The 18,575-nt window shown below is 66.6% G+C and carries 22 protein-coding genes and 1 tRNA gene; 12 read left to right on the top strand and 11 right to left on the bottom strand.

Annotated elements, in window-relative coordinates; genetic code table 11:
* Window positions 1–103 precede the first annotated feature (103 nt).
* Together cobT and MH112_RS13680 are read left to right on the top strand one after the other, a co-directional pair.
* Window positions 104–2,056, top strand: a complete 1,953-nt coding sequence (gene cobT, locus MH112_RS13675) for a cobaltochelatase subunit CobT (RefSeq protein ID WP_296568706.1) — start codon at window positions 104–106, stop codon at window positions 2,054–2,056.
* Entirely contained in the window at window positions 2,053–3,015 is a 963-nt protein-coding gene (locus tag MH112_RS13680; protein ID WP_296568707.1) for an esterase-like activity of phytase family protein, read from the top strand. The genes cobT and MH112_RS13680 overlap by 4 nt, the downstream gene beginning before the upstream one ends.
* Window positions 3,016–3,101: 86 nt before the next feature.
* Here MH112_RS13680 and rpmB read toward each other — a convergent pair whose 3' ends face one another.
* Complete coding sequence (gene rpmB / locus MH112_RS13685; RefSeq protein WP_296568709.1) at window positions 3,102–3,401, bottom strand: 50S ribosomal protein L28; 300 nt, start codon at window positions 3,399–3,401, stop codon at window positions 3,102–3,104.
* 310 nt (window positions 3,402–3,711) lie between these two features.
* Window positions 3,712–4,680, bottom strand: a complete 969-nt coding sequence (locus tag MH112_RS13690; RefSeq protein ID WP_296568712.1) for an alpha/beta hydrolase — start codon at window positions 4,678–4,680, stop codon at window positions 3,712–3,714.
* A gap of 183 nt (window positions 4,681–4,863) precedes the next feature.
* Between MH112_RS13690 and MH112_RS13695 the strand changes: the two genes are divergently transcribed.
* The 6 genes from MH112_RS13695 (at window position 4,864) to MH112_RS13720 (ending at window position 10,248) form a co-directional block, all read left to right on the top strand.
* On the top strand, window positions 4,864–5,694 hold the full coding sequence (locus tag MH112_RS13695) for a universal stress protein (protein WP_296568715.1): 831 nt from the start codon (window positions 4,864–4,866) through the stop codon (window positions 5,692–5,694).
* A 154-nt stretch (window positions 5,695–5,848) separates the two neighbouring features.
* Entirely contained in the window at window positions 5,849–8,491 is a 2,643-nt protein-coding gene (locus MH112_RS13700; RefSeq protein WP_296568717.1) for a helicase-related protein, read from the top strand.
* Window positions 8,488–8,781, top strand: a complete 294-nt coding sequence (locus tag MH112_RS13705; RefSeq protein ID WP_296568718.1) for an RNA-binding S4 domain-containing protein — start codon at window positions 8,488–8,490, stop codon at window positions 8,779–8,781. The genes MH112_RS13700 and MH112_RS13705 overlap by 4 nt, the downstream gene beginning before the upstream one ends.
* 118 nt (window positions 8,782–8,899) lie before the next feature.
* Window positions 8,900–9,241 (top strand): ferredoxin FdxA, encoded by a 342-nt coding sequence (gene fdxA, locus MH112_RS13710; RefSeq protein ID WP_296568720.1) that lies wholly within the window; start codon window positions 8,900–8,902, stop codon window positions 9,239–9,241.
* Window positions 9,242–9,531: 290 nt separating this feature from the next.
* Window positions 9,532–10,047 (top strand): CarD family transcriptional regulator, encoded by a 516-nt coding sequence (locus tag MH112_RS13715; RefSeq protein ID WP_296568721.1) that lies wholly within the window; start codon window positions 9,532–9,534, stop codon window positions 10,045–10,047.
* 124 nt (window positions 10,048–10,171) lie between these two features.
* Window positions 10,172–10,248: transfer RNA gene (locus MH112_RS13720), tRNA-Arg, on the top strand.
* A gap of 72 nt (window positions 10,249–10,320) precedes the next feature.
* On the opposite strand, the gene MH112_RS13725 is transcribed toward MH112_RS13720, so the two are convergent.
* From MH112_RS13725 to MH112_RS13745, 5 genes are all read right to left on the bottom strand, one after another.
* The gene (locus MH112_RS13725; protein ID WP_296568723.1) at window positions 10,321–10,746 is read right to left on the bottom strand and encodes a type II toxin-antitoxin system VapC family toxin; all 426 of its coding nucleotides are present in this window, start codon (window positions 10,744–10,746) and stop codon (window positions 10,321–10,323) included.
* Complete coding sequence (locus MH112_RS13730; protein ID WP_296568726.1) at window positions 10,746–11,045, bottom strand: hypothetical protein; 300 nt, start codon at window positions 11,043–11,045, stop codon at window positions 10,746–10,748. The genes MH112_RS13725 and MH112_RS13730 overlap by 1 nt, the downstream gene beginning before the upstream one ends.
* A gap of 159 nt (window positions 11,046–11,204) precedes the next feature.
* Window positions 11,205–11,507, bottom strand: coding sequence for a TM2 domain-containing protein (locus MH112_RS13735; RefSeq protein ID WP_296568730.1), 303 nt, complete (start codon window positions 11,505–11,507; stop codon window positions 11,205–11,207).
* An 89-nt stretch (window positions 11,508–11,596) separates the two neighbouring features.
* Window positions 11,597–12,043 (bottom strand): hypothetical protein, encoded by a 447-nt coding sequence (locus MH112_RS13740; protein ID WP_296568732.1) that lies wholly within the window; start codon window positions 12,041–12,043, stop codon window positions 11,597–11,599.
* A 103-nt stretch (window positions 12,044–12,146) separates the two neighbouring features.
* Window positions 12,147–12,893 carry a glutaredoxin gene (locus MH112_RS13745; protein WP_296568735.1) on the bottom strand — a complete coding sequence of 249 codons (747 nt, stop codon included), beginning with the start codon at window positions 12,891–12,893 and terminating at the stop codon, window positions 12,147–12,149.
* A 66-nt stretch (window positions 12,894–12,959) separates the two neighbouring features.
* Between MH112_RS13745 and MH112_RS13750 the strand changes: the two genes are divergently transcribed.
* Window positions 12,960–13,391 carry a MerR family DNA-binding protein gene (locus tag MH112_RS13750; RefSeq protein WP_296568738.1) on the top strand — a complete coding sequence of 144 codons (432 nt, stop codon included), beginning with the start codon at window positions 12,960–12,962 and terminating at the stop codon, window positions 13,389–13,391.
* Here the strand turns inward: MH112_RS13750 and MH112_RS13755 are convergent.
* The 3 genes from MH112_RS13755 to MH112_RS13765 are packed head-to-tail and all read right to left on the bottom strand — an operon-like array spanning window position 13,378 to window position 16,492.
* Window positions 13,378–13,767, bottom strand: a complete 390-nt coding sequence (locus MH112_RS13755) for a copper resistance protein CopC (RefSeq protein WP_296568740.1) — start codon at window positions 13,765–13,767, stop codon at window positions 13,378–13,380. The genes MH112_RS13750 and MH112_RS13755 overlap by 14 nt on opposite strands.
* An 11-nt stretch (window positions 13,768–13,778) precedes the next feature.
* Entirely contained in the window at window positions 13,779–14,729 is a 951-nt protein-coding gene (locus MH112_RS13760) for a copper resistance protein B (protein WP_296568744.1), read from the bottom strand.
* Window positions 14,726–16,492, bottom strand: coding sequence for a copper resistance system multicopper oxidase (locus tag MH112_RS13765; protein ID WP_296568747.1), 1,767 nt, complete (start codon window positions 16,490–16,492; stop codon window positions 14,726–14,728). Before MH112_RS13765 ends, MH112_RS13760 begins: the two co-directional genes overlap by 4 nt.
* A gap of 180 nt (window positions 16,493–16,672) precedes the next feature.
* Here MH112_RS13765 and MH112_RS13770 point away from each other — a divergent pair, with 180 nt between their 5' ends.
* Both MH112_RS13770 and MH112_RS13775 read left to right on the top strand, forming a co-directional pair.
* A complete protein-coding gene (locus MH112_RS13770) occupies window positions 16,673–16,987 on the top strand; it encodes a helix-turn-helix domain-containing protein (RefSeq protein WP_296568751.1) in 315 nt (104 codons plus the stop codon).
* 8 nt (window positions 16,988–16,995) lie between these two features.
* Window positions 16,996–17,199, top strand: coding sequence for a hypothetical protein (locus MH112_RS13775; RefSeq protein WP_296568753.1), 204 nt, complete (start codon window positions 16,996–16,998; stop codon window positions 17,197–17,199).
* 51 nt (window positions 17,200–17,250) lie between these two features.
* Here the strand turns inward: MH112_RS13775 and MH112_RS14990 are convergent, their stop codons facing one another.
* The gene (locus MH112_RS14990; protein WP_365787389.1) at window positions 17,251–17,610 is read right to left on the bottom strand and encodes a zf-TFIIB domain-containing protein; all 360 of its coding nucleotides are present in this window, start codon (window positions 17,608–17,610) and stop codon (window positions 17,251–17,253) included.
* Between the two features lie 224 nt (window positions 17,611–17,834).
* On the opposite strand from MH112_RS14990, the gene MH112_RS13785 reads away from it, so the two are divergent.
* On the top strand, window positions 17,835–18,497 hold the full coding sequence (locus tag MH112_RS13785) for a Fe2+-dependent dioxygenase (protein WP_296568756.1): 663 nt from the start codon (window positions 17,835–17,837) through the stop codon (window positions 18,495–18,497).
* The last annotated feature ends 78 nt before the right edge of the window (window positions 18,498–18,575 follow it).

Consider the following 18,575-nt stretch of genomic DNA (forward strand, 5'->3'; position numbering starts at 1 on the left):
GTGTGACGTAGACAACGCGGTGGCCCCGATCCCCGTTCCAAAGCCAGACGGGGGAATATCTTCTGCTTTCCCCCAGGCCTCACGGCGCCTTATCTAGGCGGTGATGGCCAAGTCCCCCCCCGAGAGCCCGGTCGAGCCTTTCAAGCGCGCCCTGGCCAATGCCGCACGCTCCCTGGCCGAAGCGCCGGATCTGGAGATTGTCTTCTCCGGAGAAGGCCCTCAGCTGCAGGGCAACCGCGCGATCCTGCCCCATCCCCCCCGGGATCTCGGCCCCGAAGACGCCGCGCGGATGCGCGGTCTGGCTGACCAGATGGCCCTTCGCCTGGCCCATCACGATGAAGCCGCCCATGCCAAGGGCCGGCCCCAGTCGGCCCAGGGCGGGCCCATCTATGATGCGATCGAGCAGGCCCGGACCCAGGCCATCGGGGCCAACGCCCTGGGCGGGGTTCGGGAAAACCTGCGGGCGGTGCTGGACCAGACCTGGGCCAAAAAGCCGTTCAACCCCCTGGAGGCCCAGGCCAATCCGCCCATGGACGAGATCGTCTCGCTGATGGTGCGCGAGCGCCTGACGGGCGAGGCGCCGCCGCCTGCCGCCCGTCCGCTGGTGGATCTGTTCCGCGCCGAGATCGAGGCCAAGGCTGGCACCGACCTCGACCGCCTAGCCGCCAACCTCAAGGACCAGAAGGCCTTCGGCAAGGTCGCCAAGGCCATCCTGCGCGACCTGTCCATGGGCGATGATCTCTCTGACGCCCCGGAACAGCCGGACGAGGACGAAGAGGGCGGCGATGAGGCGGTGTCGGAATCGGCCGAGGACCAGGACGGCGGCGAAGGCGAGGACCAGTCCCCCCAGCAGACGGCGATGGACGACAGCGAGTCCACCCACCGGGAGAGCCAAGAGACCGACAGCCAGATGATGTCGGCCGAGGAGGACCCGGACGCCGAGGACACTGACGAACAGCCCGACATGGGCGAAGGCGAGCAGCCCGCCCGCCCAGACCCCAGGGCCGACGCCAGGATCCCCACTTACAAGGTCTTCTCCAGCGCCCATGACGAGATCGTGGCCGCCGAGGAGCTGTGCGAGGCCGAGGAGCTGGGCCGGCTTCGGGCCTATCTCGACCAGCAGCTGGCCAGCCTGTCGACCGTGGTCTCCCGCCTGGCCAACAAGCTGCAGCGCAAGCTGATGGCCCAGCAGAACCGCACCTGGAGCTTTGACCTCGAAGAAGGCATGCTCGATGTCGCCCGCCTGACCCGGGTGATCATCGACCCCACCGCGCCCCTGTCCTTCAAGGAAGAGAAGGACACCGAGTTCCGCGACACCGTCGTCACCATCCTGATCGACAATTCGGGCTCCATGCGGGGACGCCCGATCATGGTCGCCGCCATCTGCGCCGACATCCTGGCCCGGACCCTGGAGCGTTGCGGGGTCAAGACCGAGATCCTCGGCTTCACCACCCGGGCCTGGAAGGGCGGTGCCAGCCGCGAGGACTGGCTGAAGGCCGGCAAGCCCGCCCAGCCCGGCCGGCTCAACGACCTGCGCCACATTGTCTACAAGGCCGCCGACGCCCCCTGGCGCCGGGCCCGGCGCAATCTGGGCCTGATGATGCGCGAAGGCCTCCTGAAGGAGAACATCGACGGCGAAGCCCTGATGTGGGCGCACCAGCGCCTCATGGGCCGGCACGAGCAGCGCCGCATTCTGATGGTGATTTCCGACGGCGCGCCGGTGGACGACTCCACCTTGTCGGTGAACTCCGGCCACTATCTCGAGCGGCACCTGCGCGAAGTCATCGAGGAGATCGAGACCAAGAGCCCGGTGCAATTGATCGCCATCGGCATCGGCCATGATGTGACCCGCTATTATCGCCGGGCGGTGACCATCGTCGACGTGGAGCAGCTGGCCGGGGTCATTGTCGATCAGCTGGCCGAACTGTTCGACGAGGAGATCCGCAAGTCGTCACGGGCCACCGCCAATCTGCTGGCGCCCCCGCCCAGCACGCAGGGGCCCTCAGGCCCCGGCCGCGGTTCCACCTTCAAGGAAGTCCGGAGAGTTCTGGCATGAGCCCTTTGCCCCGTCTCGGCGCCCTGATCGCCCTGGTGGGGCTTTGGGCCTGCGCCCCTGCGTCTCCTCCCCTGCCCGCCGCGCCGGTGGCCGCTGGCGCATCGATCAATGTCCTGGCGGTTCCAGTCCCCCTCAACCCCGAGGCCCCCGACCAGAACGCCCTCGGCCGTTTCATCTATGCCGGCGGGCTGCAGCTGTCATCGGGGGATACTTCGCGCTTCCACGGCCTGTCTGACCTTGTGGTGGATGCCAACGGCCGGCTGACCGCCATCAGCGACGAGGGCGACCTGATCGAGGGCCAGCTGGTCTTCGAAAATGATCGCCTGACGGGCCTGACCGGCGTCACCCTGAGCCCCTTGAGCGGCCTCGATGGCAAGCCCCTGCCCAACAAGGAGATGTCCGACGCCGAAGGCCTGGCCCAATTGGACAATGGCGACCGGCTGGTCAGTTTCGAACGCATGAGCCGTATCTGGCTCTATCCAGCGGCCGGCGGACCGCCCCGTGCAGTCCCCGCACCAGAGGCTGAGTTCCCCTTGAACGGCGGACTGGAGGCCCTGGCCGCTGACCCTGAACGGGGGCCCGACGCCTACGTGGCCGGGGGCGAGGAGACGGGCCAGACCTGGCTTTGCCGCCTCAATACGCCCTGCGTGGCTGAACCACAGGTCGCCAAGGCCCCGGAGTTCGGCCTCGTCGCCCTGCGCCGACTGCCTGGCGACCAGACCGCCTATCTGCTGCGGGCCTGGGACCGGCTAAGGGGAAACCGGATCGTTCTGTCGATTACCGGCCCTGCCGGCGAAGTCGCCCGGATGGAGATGGCCCGGCCCCTCACCCTGGACAACTTCGAGGGCGTGCACTTCGTCCCACGGCCAAACGGCGGCTACCGCGTCTATATCCTGTCGGATGACAACTTTAGTGCCAGCCAGCGCACCCTGCTGCTGGCCTTCAACTGGACGCCCTGAACAGGCCCACAGGCCACCCACCGACCACGAAAAAGGCCGGCCCCGAAGGACCGGCCCTTTCAATCTTATCGTCAGACCTGACGCCCTCAGGCGGCGGTCTTGGCCTCGGCCAGTTTGGCCTTCAGCTGACGCTTGATCTTCAGCGCGCGCGGCGAGAGTTGCTCATCGCTAGCCTTGACCAGAAACACGTCCAGGCCACCCCGGAAATCAAGGGTGCGCAGGGCCGCATTGCTGATGCGCAGTCGGAAGGACTGGCCCAGGGCGTCGGACTGCAGCGTAGCCGGAGACAAGGCCGGCAGGAACCGACGCTTGGTCTTGATATTCGAGTGGCTGACATTGTGCCCGATCATCGGACCAACGCCAGTGAGTTCGCAACGGCGCGACATGGTGTTCAACCTTCGCGTGGAAACCAAAACGCGCGGACCCCGGTCCGCACAAGAGAGCGGGCGATATAGGCGAAACCCGCCCATGCCGTCAAGGCGAAGCGGCGCAGAAGCGAAAGGTTGGCTCCGGGCGACCTGATCGTCGGTGACTTTCATCCTGAGCGGCGACAATCCAGCGCCCGCCCGTGACCGATTGGGAAGTCCACTTGTGTCCGAAAATCTCGGAACTACAATATCTTGTGGAGAACAAAGGCTGAATTGACCCCTGTCGCCGATTCGGTCCCGCTTTGTTTTGCCCGCGTTCCTGGGCCCCTCAGGGGACGGGCGGCAGGGCCTCCAGGAAGGCGCGCAGATCCGCCACGGTGCGGTCGGGCAATTGCTCCATCGGCACATGTCCGCCATCGGCATAGGTGATCAGCCGCGCCCCGGGAATCCCCTGCGCAAAGCCAGCCCCCCGCGCGGCGGGAATCACCTGATCCAGCGCCCCGACCATGACCAGGGTCGGGGCCTTGATCGCCTGGAAGGTCTCAGGGGTCACCGGTTCAGCGCCGCCCCGTCGGCGGGGATCGGTGAGGATGGCCCGGTGCCCAGGGGCCCGGGCCAGCGCCACATAGCGGTCGATCAGCTCTGGCGTGACCAGCGTTTCGTCCCCATAGGCCTGGCGCAGGCCCCGACCGGCCAGGGGGCGGGGATCAAGATTACGCAGCAGACTGCGGCCGACAGGGTTCTCTAAGAGCTTGAACACCAGGGGCCGGCTATCGGCGCCGTCTGCAGGCTCGGCGGTTTCCGGCCAGCCTGCGGCATTGACCAATACCAGACCTCGCACCTTTTCCGGATGGGCCAGGCCATAGCGCCAGGCCACCCCGCCGCCCATGGAATTTCCCGCCAGAACAAAGGGGGGCAGGCTCAGGCCCTGGGCCACCGCGTCCACCACCGCCAGCTGACCTTCGGGACTGGCCTGATAGCCCGCCGGTGCCCGGGTCAGGCCATGACCTGGCAGGTCCAGGCTGACCAGCCGATAGTCATTCTCCAGCCGCGCCACCCAGGGCTCCCAGGTATGCAGGGAGGCGGCGAAGCCATGCACCATCACCAGGGTGACCGTGGCCTCCGGATTGCCCTCGTCGCGGTAGTGGACCCGCACACCATCCGGCAGCTCCATGTAGCGGGAGGTCTCACTCCCATATCGAGCCTCCAGCTCCTCATAAGGAATGTCCGCAGCCACACAGGCCGACAGGGTCATCGCCGCCAGGGCCAGGGTCATCCGTCGAATGGATCGAAGCACAGCCAGAGATCTCCCTGAAGCGACCGCGAAGGCGATCCTGCGCAACCGTCCGGCAAGACCCCCGTTCGGTCAATCCTGCCTTAGGGGAAGCCTGCGGCCATTGCAGAACCGGACCCGACATGGTCTTTCGGTCCCAATCGCATCAGCAAGACAACAGGGAGTTCCACCCTGCGCCGCATCCTGATGGCTACAGATTTCTCCGCCCGGGCCGATCGGGCGATCCGCAGGGGCACCCTTTTGGCCCGGCAGTTCAGCTGCGATCTCTTGGTGACCCATGTCGTCGACGACGATCAGGCTCAGAGCCTTGTTGAGGCGGAGCGCTGGGAAGCTCAGGTGCTTCTTGAAAAGCTAGCGGCCAGTCTACGGGACTTCGACGGCCTAAGATGTGAAAGCCGGCTGGCCCTCGGCGAACCCTTTGAACAGATCGCCATCATGGCGAGGGCTGAGGATGCTGACCTGATAGTCATCGGCCCCTACCGACGCGATCGACTAAAGAACGTCTTCATTGGTGCAACGGCAGAGCGGATCATCCGCGCCAGCCCTAGGCCAGTCCTGATGGCCAATGGCCTGGCTGCCGCCCCCTACGAGCGGGTCCTCGTCGCTACGGATTTCTCCGCCGAATCGCGCAGGGCGGTCGAGACTGCAAAGAACCTCGGCCTGCTGGAGATGACTCAAGTCTCTGTCGCGCATGCCTATGCAGTCGCCAGACAGAGTTTGCGCGCCCTCACAGACCTGGGCCCTGAAGATCACCCGGAGACCTTCGCGGCCAAGGCGCAGTTGACGGCATTCGTCGCAGCGCTAGCCCTGGATCCCGCAGACCAAATCGCTGAACAGATTACGGTTTCAGCGGCCGAGACCCTCAGGGGGGTAGCGGCTCGCATGCGGGCTGAACTTGTGATCATAGGGACATCTCAGCGTTCGCCCTTGGCACAGGCATGGTTAAGTGGCGTGGCCCAGGACCTTTTGCGGTTCGCCGACACCGATATCCTCGTTGTCCCCAACGCTGCGACCTGATGCCTTCCCAGGTCAAACTCGGTCAAGCTGCCGGCCGCCGGCGGGGAGGTCATGGGGTTGCACCTCGAATCAAGTGTCAGCAGAGCCAGTGTAACGGCCCACTAGGGCTGCGGACCCGCTTGCTCCTGGGTGATTCCGCCCCCACCTTGGACCCATGAGTGACCGTCCTTCAGGTGCGGCGCCGTCCCGCCTGGTGGCGGTGCTGGGGCCGACCAATACCGGCAAGACCCATCTGGCCGTCGAGCGCATGCTGGGGCACGCCTCGGGCATGATCGGCCTGCCGTTGCGGCTGCTGGCTCGGGAAATCTACGACCGGATCGTCAAGCAGCGCGGCGCGCGCTCCGTCGCCCTGATCACCGGCGAGGAGAAGATCGTCCCGCCCCGGGCGGTCTATTTCGTCTGCACCGTCGAGGCCATGCCCCTGTCGCGGGAGGTGGAGTTCATGGCCGTGGACGAGATCCAGCTCTGCGCCGACCCTGAACGCGGCCACGTCTTCACCCACCGCCTGCTGCATGCCCGGGGCAAGTACGAGACCATGTTGCTGGGCGCCTCGACCATGGCGCCCCTGGTCCGCCGCATGCTGCCCGACGCCGAGATTGTCAGCCGGGAGCGGTTCTCGAACCTGACCTATGCGGGCTCCAAGAAGCTCACCCGCCTGCCGAGGCGCAGCGCCATCGTCGCGTTTTCCGCTGACCAGGTCTACGCCATCGCCGAGCTGATCCGCCGCCAGCGGGGCGGGGCCGCGGTGGTCATGGGCTCGCTCAGCCCCCGGACCCGCAACGCCCAAGTGGCACTCTATCAGTCGGGCGAGGTGGACTTTCTGGTGGCCACAGACGCCATCGGCATGGGCCTGAACATGGATGTCGACCATGTGGCCTTTGCCGGCCTGCGCAAGTTCGACGGGCGGCGCAATCGCTGGCTCACCCCCCAGGAAATCGGCCAGATCGCCGGACGCGCCGGGCGCTTCCGCACGGACGGGACCTTCGGCGTCACCGGCGACTGCGACGAGATGGACGAGGATCTGGTCGAGGCGGTCGAGACCCACCAGTTCGAAGCCGTGACCGGCGCGGAGTGGCGCAACGCCAAGCTCGACTTTGACTCCCTTCCAGACCTCCTGCGGTCCCTGGCCCGCACACCTGATCGCTCGGGCCTGCGGCTGGCCCAGGAGGCCCTGGACGAGATCACCCTGCGCAAGCTGGCCTCAGACCCCGACATCGTCAGCCGGGTGCGAGATCGCGCTGCGCTCTTCAAGCTGTGGGACGTCTGCCAGACGCCGGACTTCCGAAAGGTCTCGTCCGAGGAGCATGTGCGCCTGGTCCGCGACCTGTTCGACAATCTGACCACGGGGCGTCGCCGCATTCCCGACGACTGGATCGCCCGCCAGCACAAACAGCTGGACCGCACCGAGGGCGAGATTGACGCCCTGGCCCAGCGGCTGTCGTCGGTGCGCACCCTGTCCTATGTGGCCCACCGCCCCGACTGGCTGGTCGATCCGACGGGCTGGCAGGGCAGAATGCGCCAGCTGGAAGACCGACTGTCGGACATCCTGCACGAAAAGCTCATGGCGAGGTTCGTCGACCGCCGCACCAGTGCGCTGATGCGGGGCCTGCGGGTCCGCCACGAAATGCTGGCCGGCGTCGGCGGTGATGGGGCCGTCACCGTCGAGGGCCAGTATGTGGGCCGCCTGCGGGGCGTGAGTTTCGAGCCCGACCAGGGGGCCTCGATCCTGGAGACCAAGGCCCTGCGCGCCGCCGCCATCGCTGCGGTGGGTCCCGAGATCGCCCGCCGGCTGGGCAAGCTGGCCGCCGAGGCTGATGAGGCCTTCGCCCTCATGCCCGACGGGATCGTCCTTTGGCGTAGCGAGGCCGTCGGCACGCTGAGCGGTGGCCGGCCCTTCGCCCCGCGGGTGCGGCTGTTTGGCGAGCTTGGCGAGGCCGCCGCCCGGGAGCGGGCCCAGCGCCGTCTGGAAGCCTTCCTGGCTGCCGAGGCCGGACGCCGCCTGAACCCGCTTCGCAAGCTCGACGCCGCCGTCACCGAGGGCCGGATCAAGGGCCTGCCCCGGGGCCTGGCCTACCGCCTGCTGGAGCAGGGTGGCGTGCTGGATCGCGCCCAGGTGCGCGAGGAGGTGGCCGCGCTCAGCCAGGTGGAACGCCGGGCATTGAAGGCGCTGGGGGTGCGGATCGGTGCCTTCAGTCTTTTCATGCCGGGCCTTCTGAAGCCCGAGGCGCTCGCCTTCGCCCAGGCCTTTGCAAACCAGGCCGATGTCGCGGAGGCCTATGGAGACGCCCCGCCCTGGCGCCCGCCAACGGTCGGGCTCGGCGCTCTGCCCCTGCAGATGCCGCCGCCCTGGCGGTTGGCCGCCCATGGCCACCGGGCGGTCGGCGGCCTGTCCGTCCCGGTCGAAGCTCTGGAGGATCTGGACGCGCGGCTGCGGGCCGCCCCAAGAGCCGCCGGAGGCTTTCAGCTGGACCCCGAGCTCTGGACCGCCCTGGGCTGGAGCCCGGCGCAGGGGGAGACGATCCTGCGCGCCCTGGACTATGCCCCCGCGGGTCCCGCCGGGCCGGCCGGAGCAGCCAGGCTTTGGCGGCGGCGCAAACTCCTGGCCAAGTCAGAGGCCGCCAAGCCCCCCCTGCCCGCCTCACCCTTCGCCGCACTGGCCGCCCTGAAGACCCCGCCGCCGCGCCCGGCCCCGCCAAGGGCGGCGGCGCCAGCAGCTGCACCAGCGGCTCCGGCCCCAACGGCCAGGCGCAGGCCCCGCCGCCGGCGCCGTAGCCCGGCCACAGGAGGGGCGGCATGAGCGAGACCGACGGCGCCGAGACCTGCCGCATCGATGTCTGGCTGTGGCGGGCGCGGTTCTTCAAAACCCGGACCCTGGCGGCGGCCTTTGTCGAGGCCAAGCGGGTGCGTCTGACGCGGTCGGGCCAGGAGAACCGTCTGGATAAGCCCTCGCGCACGGTGCGGGCTGGGGACCAGCTGGTCTTCGCCATTGGCGGCCGGGTGACGGCGGTCACCGTCGAGGCCATGGGCGAGCGGCGCGGCCCGCCCACCGAAGCCCGAACCCTCTATTCACCCTTGCAGATATACTGAGGCGCGCGGGGGCCAAAGACAGGCTATGCCCCGTGGTTGACAAGGTGCCCCCGCGCCATGAAAAACCGCGCCTTCCAAACTCTCGCCACGGCTGGCGGCGACCGGAGCTATCGACCCGATGACCTACATCGTCATGGATGCCTGCATAAAATGTAAGTTCATGGATTGCGTCGAGGTCTGTCCCGTCGACTGTTTCTATGAGGGCGAGAACTTCCTGGTCATCAATCCCGACGAGTGCATCGACTGCGGCGTCTGTGAACCTGAATGCCCGGTGGACGCCATCAAGCCCGACACCGAGGATGATCCGGACGGCAAGTGGCTGCGGATCAATTCGGAATATTCCCGGGTCTGGCCGAACATCACCGTCAAGGGCGAGCCTCCGGCAGACGCCGAGCAGTACGAGCGTGAGACCGGCAAGCTGGAGAAGTACTTCAGCGAGAAGCCGGGTCGCGGCTCCTGACCGGCTGGGGCCACCCGCTCTGGGGGACCCCAAGCCTTTCTTTCGGTTCATTTTTATGTTAGCGTCATACTTGGCGTGGAGGTAGGCGGCTGTCGCCTGCCCCGTCGTTCAACAGAAGAGCCGTCGCCGGCCGATCACGCCCGCCAAGGGCGAGGGTGTCTTAAAGAGGTTTGCTCCGCTCCAGGTTTATCGGACTTCGCGCCTGCCGCGACGAGGACCGGTTTGCCCCTGTGAGCGTTGTCTCCGTGACTCCTGATCAGCCCGCCCGGTCCATTTTGAAGGGTCTCGCTATGAGCAAGAACGGTCTGGATTTCCAGGTTGGCGACCATGTGGTCTATCCGGCGCACGGCGTCGGCCAGGTACAGGCGGTCGAGACCCAGGACATCGCCGGTCTTTCGCTTGAAGTCTATGTGATCACCTTCGACCATGAAAAAATGACCCTTCGCGTGCCCACCGGCAAGGCGCGCAGCTCGGGCCTGCGGTCCCTGGCCGAGGGCGATGTGGTCAGCCAGGCGCTGAACACCCTGAAGGGCCGTGCCCGGGTCAAGCGCACCATGTGGAGCCGCCGCGCCCAGGAATATGAAGCCAAGATCAATTCCGGCGACCTGATCTCCATCGCCGAGGTGGTCCGCGACCTGCACCGGGCCGAAAACCAGCCCGAACAGTCCTATTCCGAGCGTCAGCTCTATGAATCGGCCCTGGACCGCATGGCCCGGGAAGTCGCCGCCATCGAGCGGATCGACCGGGACGCCGCCATTGTCATGCTGAACAAGTCTCTGCTGGTGAAGGCCTCGGCCGCCGCCTGATCTGGGCGCACGCCAGACGATCAAGACGCCCGGCCCAAGCGCCGGGCGTTTTTCGTTTGGCATGGCCAAGACCATAGGGGCTTGGCGCCGCCCCCCGCCCCATGGCATCGCTCCAGCCCAAGCCGGCCCGGTAGCTCAGCAGGACAGAGCAGCGGTTTCCTAAACCGAAGGTCAGGGGTTCGAGTCCCTTCCGGGCCGCCACTTGGTGCAGCTCGACAATGTCTCGCTGTGGGTCATCACGCGGCCGATGGGCGGTCGGACCTAGGCGCGTGGCTAAGCCCCTCGAAGCGGATTGAGAACCTCAACCCCTGCGAAGTCCTTTTCATTGTCAGTGACCACGGTGCAGCCATAGGCCTCCGCGACGGCGGCGATGATGGTGTCGAGGGCGCTGCGGGGGCGGCCCTGCGATCTTCCCTCTGCCATCAGGCGGCCCCAGATCAGGCCGGCGGCTTCGTCGAAGGGCAGGACCCGACCAGCGAACAACGCCTGCGGGCCATCGGGGCCGGAGAACCAGCCCTCTAGCTGATCACGGCGCTTGCCGGCCGGTTTTTCCAGAACCCCACGACGGATTTCGGCGACTGTCAGCGAGGCGATAAAGAGGTCTTCGTCGTTCTGCGCGCCCATCCAGGCGAGCAACGAGTCCGGCGGTGCGGGCCTGGCGATGTTGCTGATGATGTTGGTGTCGAGCAGGTAGCGCATCAGATGTCGACATCCCGCCCGTCCTCACGGGCGCGGGCGAGATCGAGGTCCGCGCCCACCAGCGGCGAGGCCCGCAGCCTGGCCAGGATTCCGCCCGTCTTTGGTGGCTCCCTGTCCAGGGTCTGGGCCACCGCCGCGCGCAGGCGTGAGGCCTCGGGGCTGTCCTCCGCAAGGCGGCGGGCCAAGGCGCGGATCAGCTTGCGATCCTCGTCTCGGGCCAGAACTTCAAAGCGCGCCAGCCCACGACCGGTCAGACGAGCGCGGTAGGTCTGTACGGCACGTTTCTGCGAGCTGCCCATAGCGCCCTCCGAGATATATCCAGTAATATATCTGGGCATCAAGATTTCTCAAGAACGCCGAGAGGGGTATCCAGTTCTCAGTCAGTGAGAAGATGCCCAGCGGCATGGTCCTGGTGCCGCCGATGCCGGCGAATTTCAGATCCAGTCCCGCCTGGTCCCTCAGCCCGGTTCGGCCTCGCTGCCCCGGGCTAGCAGATCGGCCGTGGTGCGCTGGCGGATGTCGTCTTTCTTTTTCCGGATCATGCCGGGGATCAGGAAGCCGTCGATCACCCACCAGATGAAGCCGATGAGGATGAAATAGCTCAGGATCTGCAGGATCGCCGTCACCGGCCGGCCGAGATAGAACCGGTGGCCGCTCAGCAGGCCCAGGAAGAACCACAGCAGATAGGCCACACCGGTGCTCGGCCCATCATTGGCCACCCGCTGCTCGACCAACGACAATTGTGCAGTACTCAGGCTCATGATCCATCCCCAGGCGTAAGAGAGGTTACGCGCCGGCGCTTAGCCTTGTCACGCATTCTGATCGATGGGGGCCGGCGCACGCCGGAGGGCTACCAGCCCCCCTCAGCCGCCTCGCCCTCTCCGCCTTCACTGGCCTCGCCTGCCTCGCCTCCGGCCATGGCTGCGACCTGGGCTTCCAGGGCCCGGCGGGTTTCAGGGGTGCAATCGGAGGCGGCTGCACCGGCCCCTTCGGCGGCACCGGGGCCGGTCAGGAGGTCCTCAACCAGGCTTTCGGCCGCAGCCCGCAGCATGGGCTCCTCGATCCCGGCGACGCCAATTCGGGCCAGAGCCGCAGCGTCCACATCGGCCCAACCACAGGTGGTGGCCGCCTGTCGTAGGATCTGGGCCGCCCGCAGGCCCTGGGAGAGCTCCGGATTGGCGGCCTCCACCGCCGACCACGCCGCGTTACGTCCAGCCTGGGCCAAATCAGCCTCGCCACAGGCCCCAAGCGCCAGGACGGTCAGGACAGCAAGGGGGATGCTCAGGGATGATCGCATAGGGGCTCCGGAACAGTGTCAACCAAAGCCTAGCTTGGCCCCACCTCCCCGCCAAATCACCGTTGCGCCAGTGGCGCTTGCACCTGCTCTGGCGGGATCAGTCCTACAGCGCCATGGCCAGCATCCAGACCGCCATGGCGATCATCATCAGGTTCTCGGTCAGCGAGAGGAAGCCCAGGGGCACGTTGCTGTCGCCGCCGACGCAGGCGCATTTCAGCTGCCGGCGGTCCAGATAGACCGCCTTGAACACTGACACCCCACCGATGATCCCAATCACCAGGGCCACAGGCACCGACAGCCAGGTCAGAACACCCGCCGTCATCAGAGCACCGGCCCCGAACTCGGCAAAGGGATAGACCTTGCCATAGGGCGGCCAGCGCTTGGCCAGCAGGTCGTAGTTCAGGAACATGGTCGAGAAGCTCTCGATGTTCTGCAGCTTGAGCATGCCCAGAACCATCATCGAGAGCGCGATGAACCACACAGCCGTCTGCTGAGTCAGCACGGTCCCGTAGACCGCCAGGCTGATCATCGCAGCCATGATGGCCGTAGTGGCAAACACCACCAGGACCGGGGTGTAGGTGGTCGCCTTGGGGTCGCGGACCTTGAGCCCCAGATGGCGACGCAGATCGTCATGACCACCGATCCGAACGCCGTCGATGAACACCTGCGGCGTGGTCGCAACCCCATGCTGCGCTTTGAAGGCGTCAGTCTCCTCCCGGGAAGTCAGCCACCGGTCATCGACCTGATAGCCCCGGCTGGTCAGCAGGTGCTTAGCCTTCAGCCCCCAGGGGCAGGTGTGGTCTTTCATCACCATGCGATGCAGCACGGCGGTCTTCGGCGACGGGGTCATGGAGGCTCCTGGCCTTGTAATCCTTGGACCCGACCCTAGGTTCCGTACATCAGTACGGAGTCAATCATGAAGGCCAGAACCATCGCCATCCTGGCCCGCGAAGGCGGCGTGGGGGTGGAGACCATCCGGTTCTACCAGCGACGGGGTCTGATGCCGACGCCGGACCGCTGGTCCAGCGACGGGGTGGGGACCGGCGTCCGCCGCTATGGGGAGGAGGATGTCCGCCGCCTGCGCTTTATTCGCTCGGCCCAGACCGCGGGCTTCACCCTGGAAGAGATCAAGGAACTCCTGTCGCTGGACGCCAGCGATGATCGCGATCGCGCCCGGGCCCTGGCCACCGAGCGTCTGGCGGCCCTCGACCAGGCCATCGAGGATCTGGTGGAAGCCAGGGCCTCGCTGCGACGCCTGGCCGGGGCCTGCGATGCCACCGACAGCGGTCCCTGCCCGATCATCGCTGCCTTTCAGGGACAGGCCACCGGGCAGATCAGTGGACCATGAACTGAACCGCGCTGGCCATCTGATGCCCGTCAGCGCCTTGGGCCGTCCAGTTCAGAACATAACGGCCGGGCGCCAGGGTCGGCAGCTCGGCTGAAACCTCGGTGGTCGCCGCCGCCGCCGCCACAGGCACCGTCCTGGGGGCCTGGCCCTCGACCGCAACGGTGACCGCCGTCAGGGTCATGGGGTGGGCAAATGTGATGGTGAACCAGTCTGGCGACCCTGCCAGCATCTCCCCTTCAGCGGGGCTGGTGACCACCCCATGGGCGGCGTGGTCGCTCACAGCCTCAGGGGCGCCATGACCCGCATGGGGGTCCTGCGCCAGAGCCGGGACAGAGATCGCCAAGGACAGGGACAAGGCCAGGATGATCGGTCGCATGCAAAACGCCTTCAGAACCAGGCCCGCAGGCCAATGACAAACACGGTATGGGTCAGATCGCCCCCGCGGGCGCGGGTCAGGTCGGCGGTCGCGCCCAGATCGCGGCTCCAATCGACCCCCACATAGGGTGCAAATTCCTTGGCCAGTTCATAGCGCAGGCGAAGGCCTGCCTCGAGGTGGGTCAGGCCAGCCCCCAGGCCCCGCTCAGGGATGTTGGACGCCGAGGCCTCGACCTCGATCCGCGGCTGCAGGATCAGTCGCTGGGTGAGACGCTGATCGTATTCGGCCTCAACCCGTGCGGTCAGATCGCCCTTGCTCGACAAAAAGACGGCGGCATCCACCTCCCACCAGTAGGGTGCCAGCCCCTGTGCCCCCAGTACCAGATGGGTCAGGTCGTCTCCGTCCTCAATGAGGTCCTGCCGTAGGCCTCCCTGCAGGTCCCAGAACGGCGAGACCGCACGGCTGAACAGCGCCTGGACTTCGCCCTCGAGCGCGCCGCTGTCGAAATCGCCCTCGCCTTCGGCCTTCCACCAGAACCGGTTGATGTCACCGCCCGACCAGCCGCCCACATCCCACAGCAAATGGGTCTCGCTGTCGGCAGACCGCAGTTCCAGTCGGTCGATGATCACTGCAGTGGTGCGCATGTCGCCGTTTTCGCGCAGCAGACCTTCCCGGGCCCGCGCCATCTGGTCCTGGCCCCACAGGGCGTCGGCGGCGTGGGCCGGTCCAGCCAGGGCTGCGCGCGGCGGCGGCGGTCTGCGGGGGCGGCCAGGATCATCGACGCTGGTCGGGACGTCCGGCGGGCCGCTGGCCCCAGGGCCCATACCGTGACCGCCCATATCGTGACCGGCATGCGCATCGACCGTTGGCGCGCCCTGGCCGTGACCAGCGGCGTGGTCCTGAGCCTGCGCCTGACCCGCAACCAGAAGCAGCAGAACCAGACCGGGGAGCCAGCAGGTCATGCCGGCGCCTCGTCCAGGGGCCGCACCGTCACCACGTTGAACATGCCCGCATGCATGTGCATCAGCATATGGCAGTGGAAGGCCCAGTCGCCCGGCGCATCGGCCGTCAGGTCAAACGTCACCTTGGACCCTGGCGCCACATTGACCGTGTGCTTCAGGGGCTGATGTCCCGCTGGCCCGCCGGTGACCAGTTCAAAGAAATGGCCGTGCAGGTGGATCGGGTGGGCCATCATGGTGTCGTTGACCAGCGTCACCCGCACCCGTTCGTTGCGGGCAAATGCGATCGGCTCGACAATCTCGGAGAACTTGCGGCCATCGAAGCCCCACATGAACCGTTCCATATTGCCGGTCAGGTGAATCTCCAGCGCCCGCGACGGGGGCCGCGGGTCCTTGTTGGGCGCCAGGGACACCAGGTCGGTATAGACCAGCACCCTGTGCTCTACGTCCTCCAGCCCCATGGGCCGCTCACCCAGCCGGTTGGCCGGATCTGGCGAGATCATGTCGACGCCCACGCCCACCGCCATCGCGGCGGGCGCATTGTCAGGGTTGCGCATGTCGTGACCGCCGGCCCCATGACCCATGGTGGCATGATCCATCGCCGAACCATGCCCCATGGCCGAATGGTCCATGGCTCCCATACCGCTCATGCCCCCCATCCCCATGTCGCGCATGGTCAAGGTCGGGACCTTGCGCAGGGGCGGAACCTCCGCCGTCATGCCCAGGCGCGGTGCCAGGGTCGCCCTGGCCAGACCTGAGCGGTCTACCGCTTCGGCCACCAGGGTATAGGCGCGGTCTTCGGTCGGCTGGACGATGACGTCATAGGTCTCGGCCACGGCAATCTGAAACTCGTCAATCTCCACCGGGCGGACATTCTCGCCATCGGCATTGACCACGCTCATAGGCAGGCCGGGAATACGGACATTGAAGATCGACATGGCCGAGGCATTGATGATCCTCAGCCGCACCCGCTCGCCGGGGCTGAACAGGCCCGTCCAATTCTCAGCGGGCCCATGGCCGTTGACCAGATAGGTGTAGGTCGTCCCGTTGACGTCGGCGATGTCGCGCGGGTCCATGCGCATGGCCCCCCACATGCGCCGTTCCTCCAGGCTCATCCCATCCTCGCCGGAGATCAGGCCCCCAAGGGTGGTCCGGGCGCGGTTGAAGTAGCCGGGGCTCTTCTTCAGCCGGTCGAGAATTTCATGGGGATGGAGGAAGCTCCAGTCGGCGAGGACCAGCACATGCTCGCGGTCATAGGCTACCGGGTCAGCGCCGGCTGGGTCGATGATCAGCGGCCCATAGTGGCCCATCGCCTCCTGCAGATTGGAGTGGGAGTGGTACCAGAACGTGCCCGACTGAATGACCGGGAATTCGTATTGAAACGTCTCACCCGGCCCGATGCCGGGGAAACTGACGCCCGGCACCCCATCCATCTGGAAGGGCAGCAGCACCCCGTGCCAGTGGATCGAAGTGTCCTCGTCCAGGGTGTTGGTCACCGACAGCCGGGCTGCCTGCCCCTCGCGCAGACGGATAAGCGGCGCGGGCACAGTTCCATTGACGGTGATGGCGTGGCCGGTGCGCCCGCCCACAGTGAAGGGCGAATGCCCGACGCGCAGTTGGATGTCGGCACCGCTCAGAACGCCGGGATCAGTGCGCAGACGCCCATGCCCTGATTGCGCCCAGGCCGGCATGAGCCCTAGCGCGGTCGCCAGGCCGGCCCCCCCAGCCAGGCCCCGCAAAACCGTGCGTCTGCCGCGGTCGATCATCCGGATGGACTCCCTCTGCGCCGTCACTGGAGTCCGTGATGCCCTAAGGACCACGGTACGGAGTCAAGCGCGGTGGGGCTTTTTCACCAACGTCTGGGCACAGGGGCCTCAAGCGAAGCAGAGAGTTGACTTTCTTTCATGCGTCAGAAATAACTGACACATGAAAGGCGGGCATTCATTTTGACCTCTGGAGACGAGCTAGCACTCACCCTCGCCGCGCTCAGCAATCCCCACAGGCTGCGCATCCTGGCGGCCCTGAGCCTGGGGGGGCGGAACTATGTGAGCCAGTTGGCCCGGGAGATCGGAATCAGCCGGCCTCTGCTCCACCTGCATCTGAGCAAGCTGGAGGACGCCAATTTGGTTTCGAGCCAGCTGGAGCTCTCGGCCGACGGCAAGGCTCTGAAGTACTTCGAAATTCAGCCGTTCCGTCTGGAGCTGACACCGGAGTTGATCGCCGCCTTGGCACCATCCCTATCCGAAAAACCTGAGCAATAAGGACCGACATGGAACAACAGACCTTCCTCCTCGCCCTCAGCATGCCGCTGGCCACGATCCTGCTGGTCTTCGGGATGCGCTACGGCGCCCTCGTGATGCAGGCCAGGGCCAGTCAGAAGAGCAACGCCTCCCACCAGGACCTTCTGGATGGCTTGGCAGAAATCAAGGCCCGGCTCACCGCCATCGAGACGGTGCTGAAGGACGTAGCCTGAGGCTTCAACTTCCAGCCCGACAACGCCCATCGCCGGGCCAATGACGTGGACTCAGTCAAAGATGTCGAAGATCGAGGGCCGCTTCCTGTAGCCCGGGCCATAGCCATATTCGCCGCGCTCCCCACGCTCGCCGCGCTCGCCATATTCCCCCCGTTCGCCGCGCTCACCATAGCCACCGCCCCACTGCGGCGGCGGGGCGCGATAGGGGGGGGCACCCATCGGAGCCTGGGGAGGCGGGGGCGCCTGGGGCTGGAGCGGGACGGCATCCCGGGCGGCGGACTCCATGAGTTTTTCCAGCTCCCCCCGGTCAAGCCATACCCCCCGGCAGGTCGGGCACATGTCGAACTGGACGCCAGAGCGCTCTACGGTCTGCATGGGGCTGTTGTCATTGGGGCACATGAGCAGGGGCATCGGGACTTCCTTCTGAATCGAGGAGGTGCAACGGCGCGCGGCGCTATCGAACCTCGCGGGACGAGGTGATGCGTCCGACATCGCAACCACCAACAGTTTGGCGGTGCCAGAGGGGCCCGGTTCGCAGACCAAAGATGGGCGAGGGCAACAGGCCTGACAAGGGCGCCGCCCCGACCCATCCTCAGCTATGGAGGGGAACAGCCTGAGCCGGTGAGGAGGTCCCGTTGATCATACTGAGCGATGTCCTGAGCCCCGATCAGTTGCAGGCGCTCCAGGCGGGGCTGGCCCGCGCGCCCTTCCAGGATGGACGGGCGACCGCCGGACCCGCAGCCCAAAAGGTCAAAGACAATCAGCAGGCCCGGGGCGATGATCCCGAAGTGATCGCCATGGCCCGGCCCGTGCGGCTGGCCCTGGAGCGCCACCCGGTGATGCGCAGCCTGGTGCGGCCAGCCCGCTGGTCGAACCTGATCTTCTCCCGCTATGGGCCGGGGCAACAATACGGTCAGCACGTGGACAATGCCGCCATGGTCGACGAGCACGGCTGGCCCTTGAGGACTGACTTCAGCTTCACCCTCTTTCTATCCGACCCGGACGCCTATGGGGGCGGCGACCTTCTGGTGGAGGACCTCTCGGGCGAACATGGGTTCCGACCCCCGGCGGGCAGCGCCGTGCTTTACCCCACAGGTGCCCTGCACAGGGTGGCTCCAGTGACCTCTGGCCACCGGCTGGCCTGCGTCGGCTGGATCCAGAGCCGGATCCGCCGCCCCGACCAGCGCGAGGTCCTGCATGACCTCGAACAGGTCCGCGATGAGCTTGGCCCTGAGGCGGTGCCCCTGCGTCTGGACAAAACCATCGCCGCCCTGCTGCGCATGTGGAGCGAGGACTAGGGGCCGACGGGGACCAGACGAAATCCTCTGAACGCTGAATCAGAATTTTGAGTCTAGGGTCGGCGGGCCTTTCGACCG

The organism is Phenylobacterium sp., from assembly GCF_022402485.1.
Lineage (GTDB): Bacteria > Pseudomonadota > Alphaproteobacteria > Caulobacterales > Caulobacteraceae > Phenylobacterium.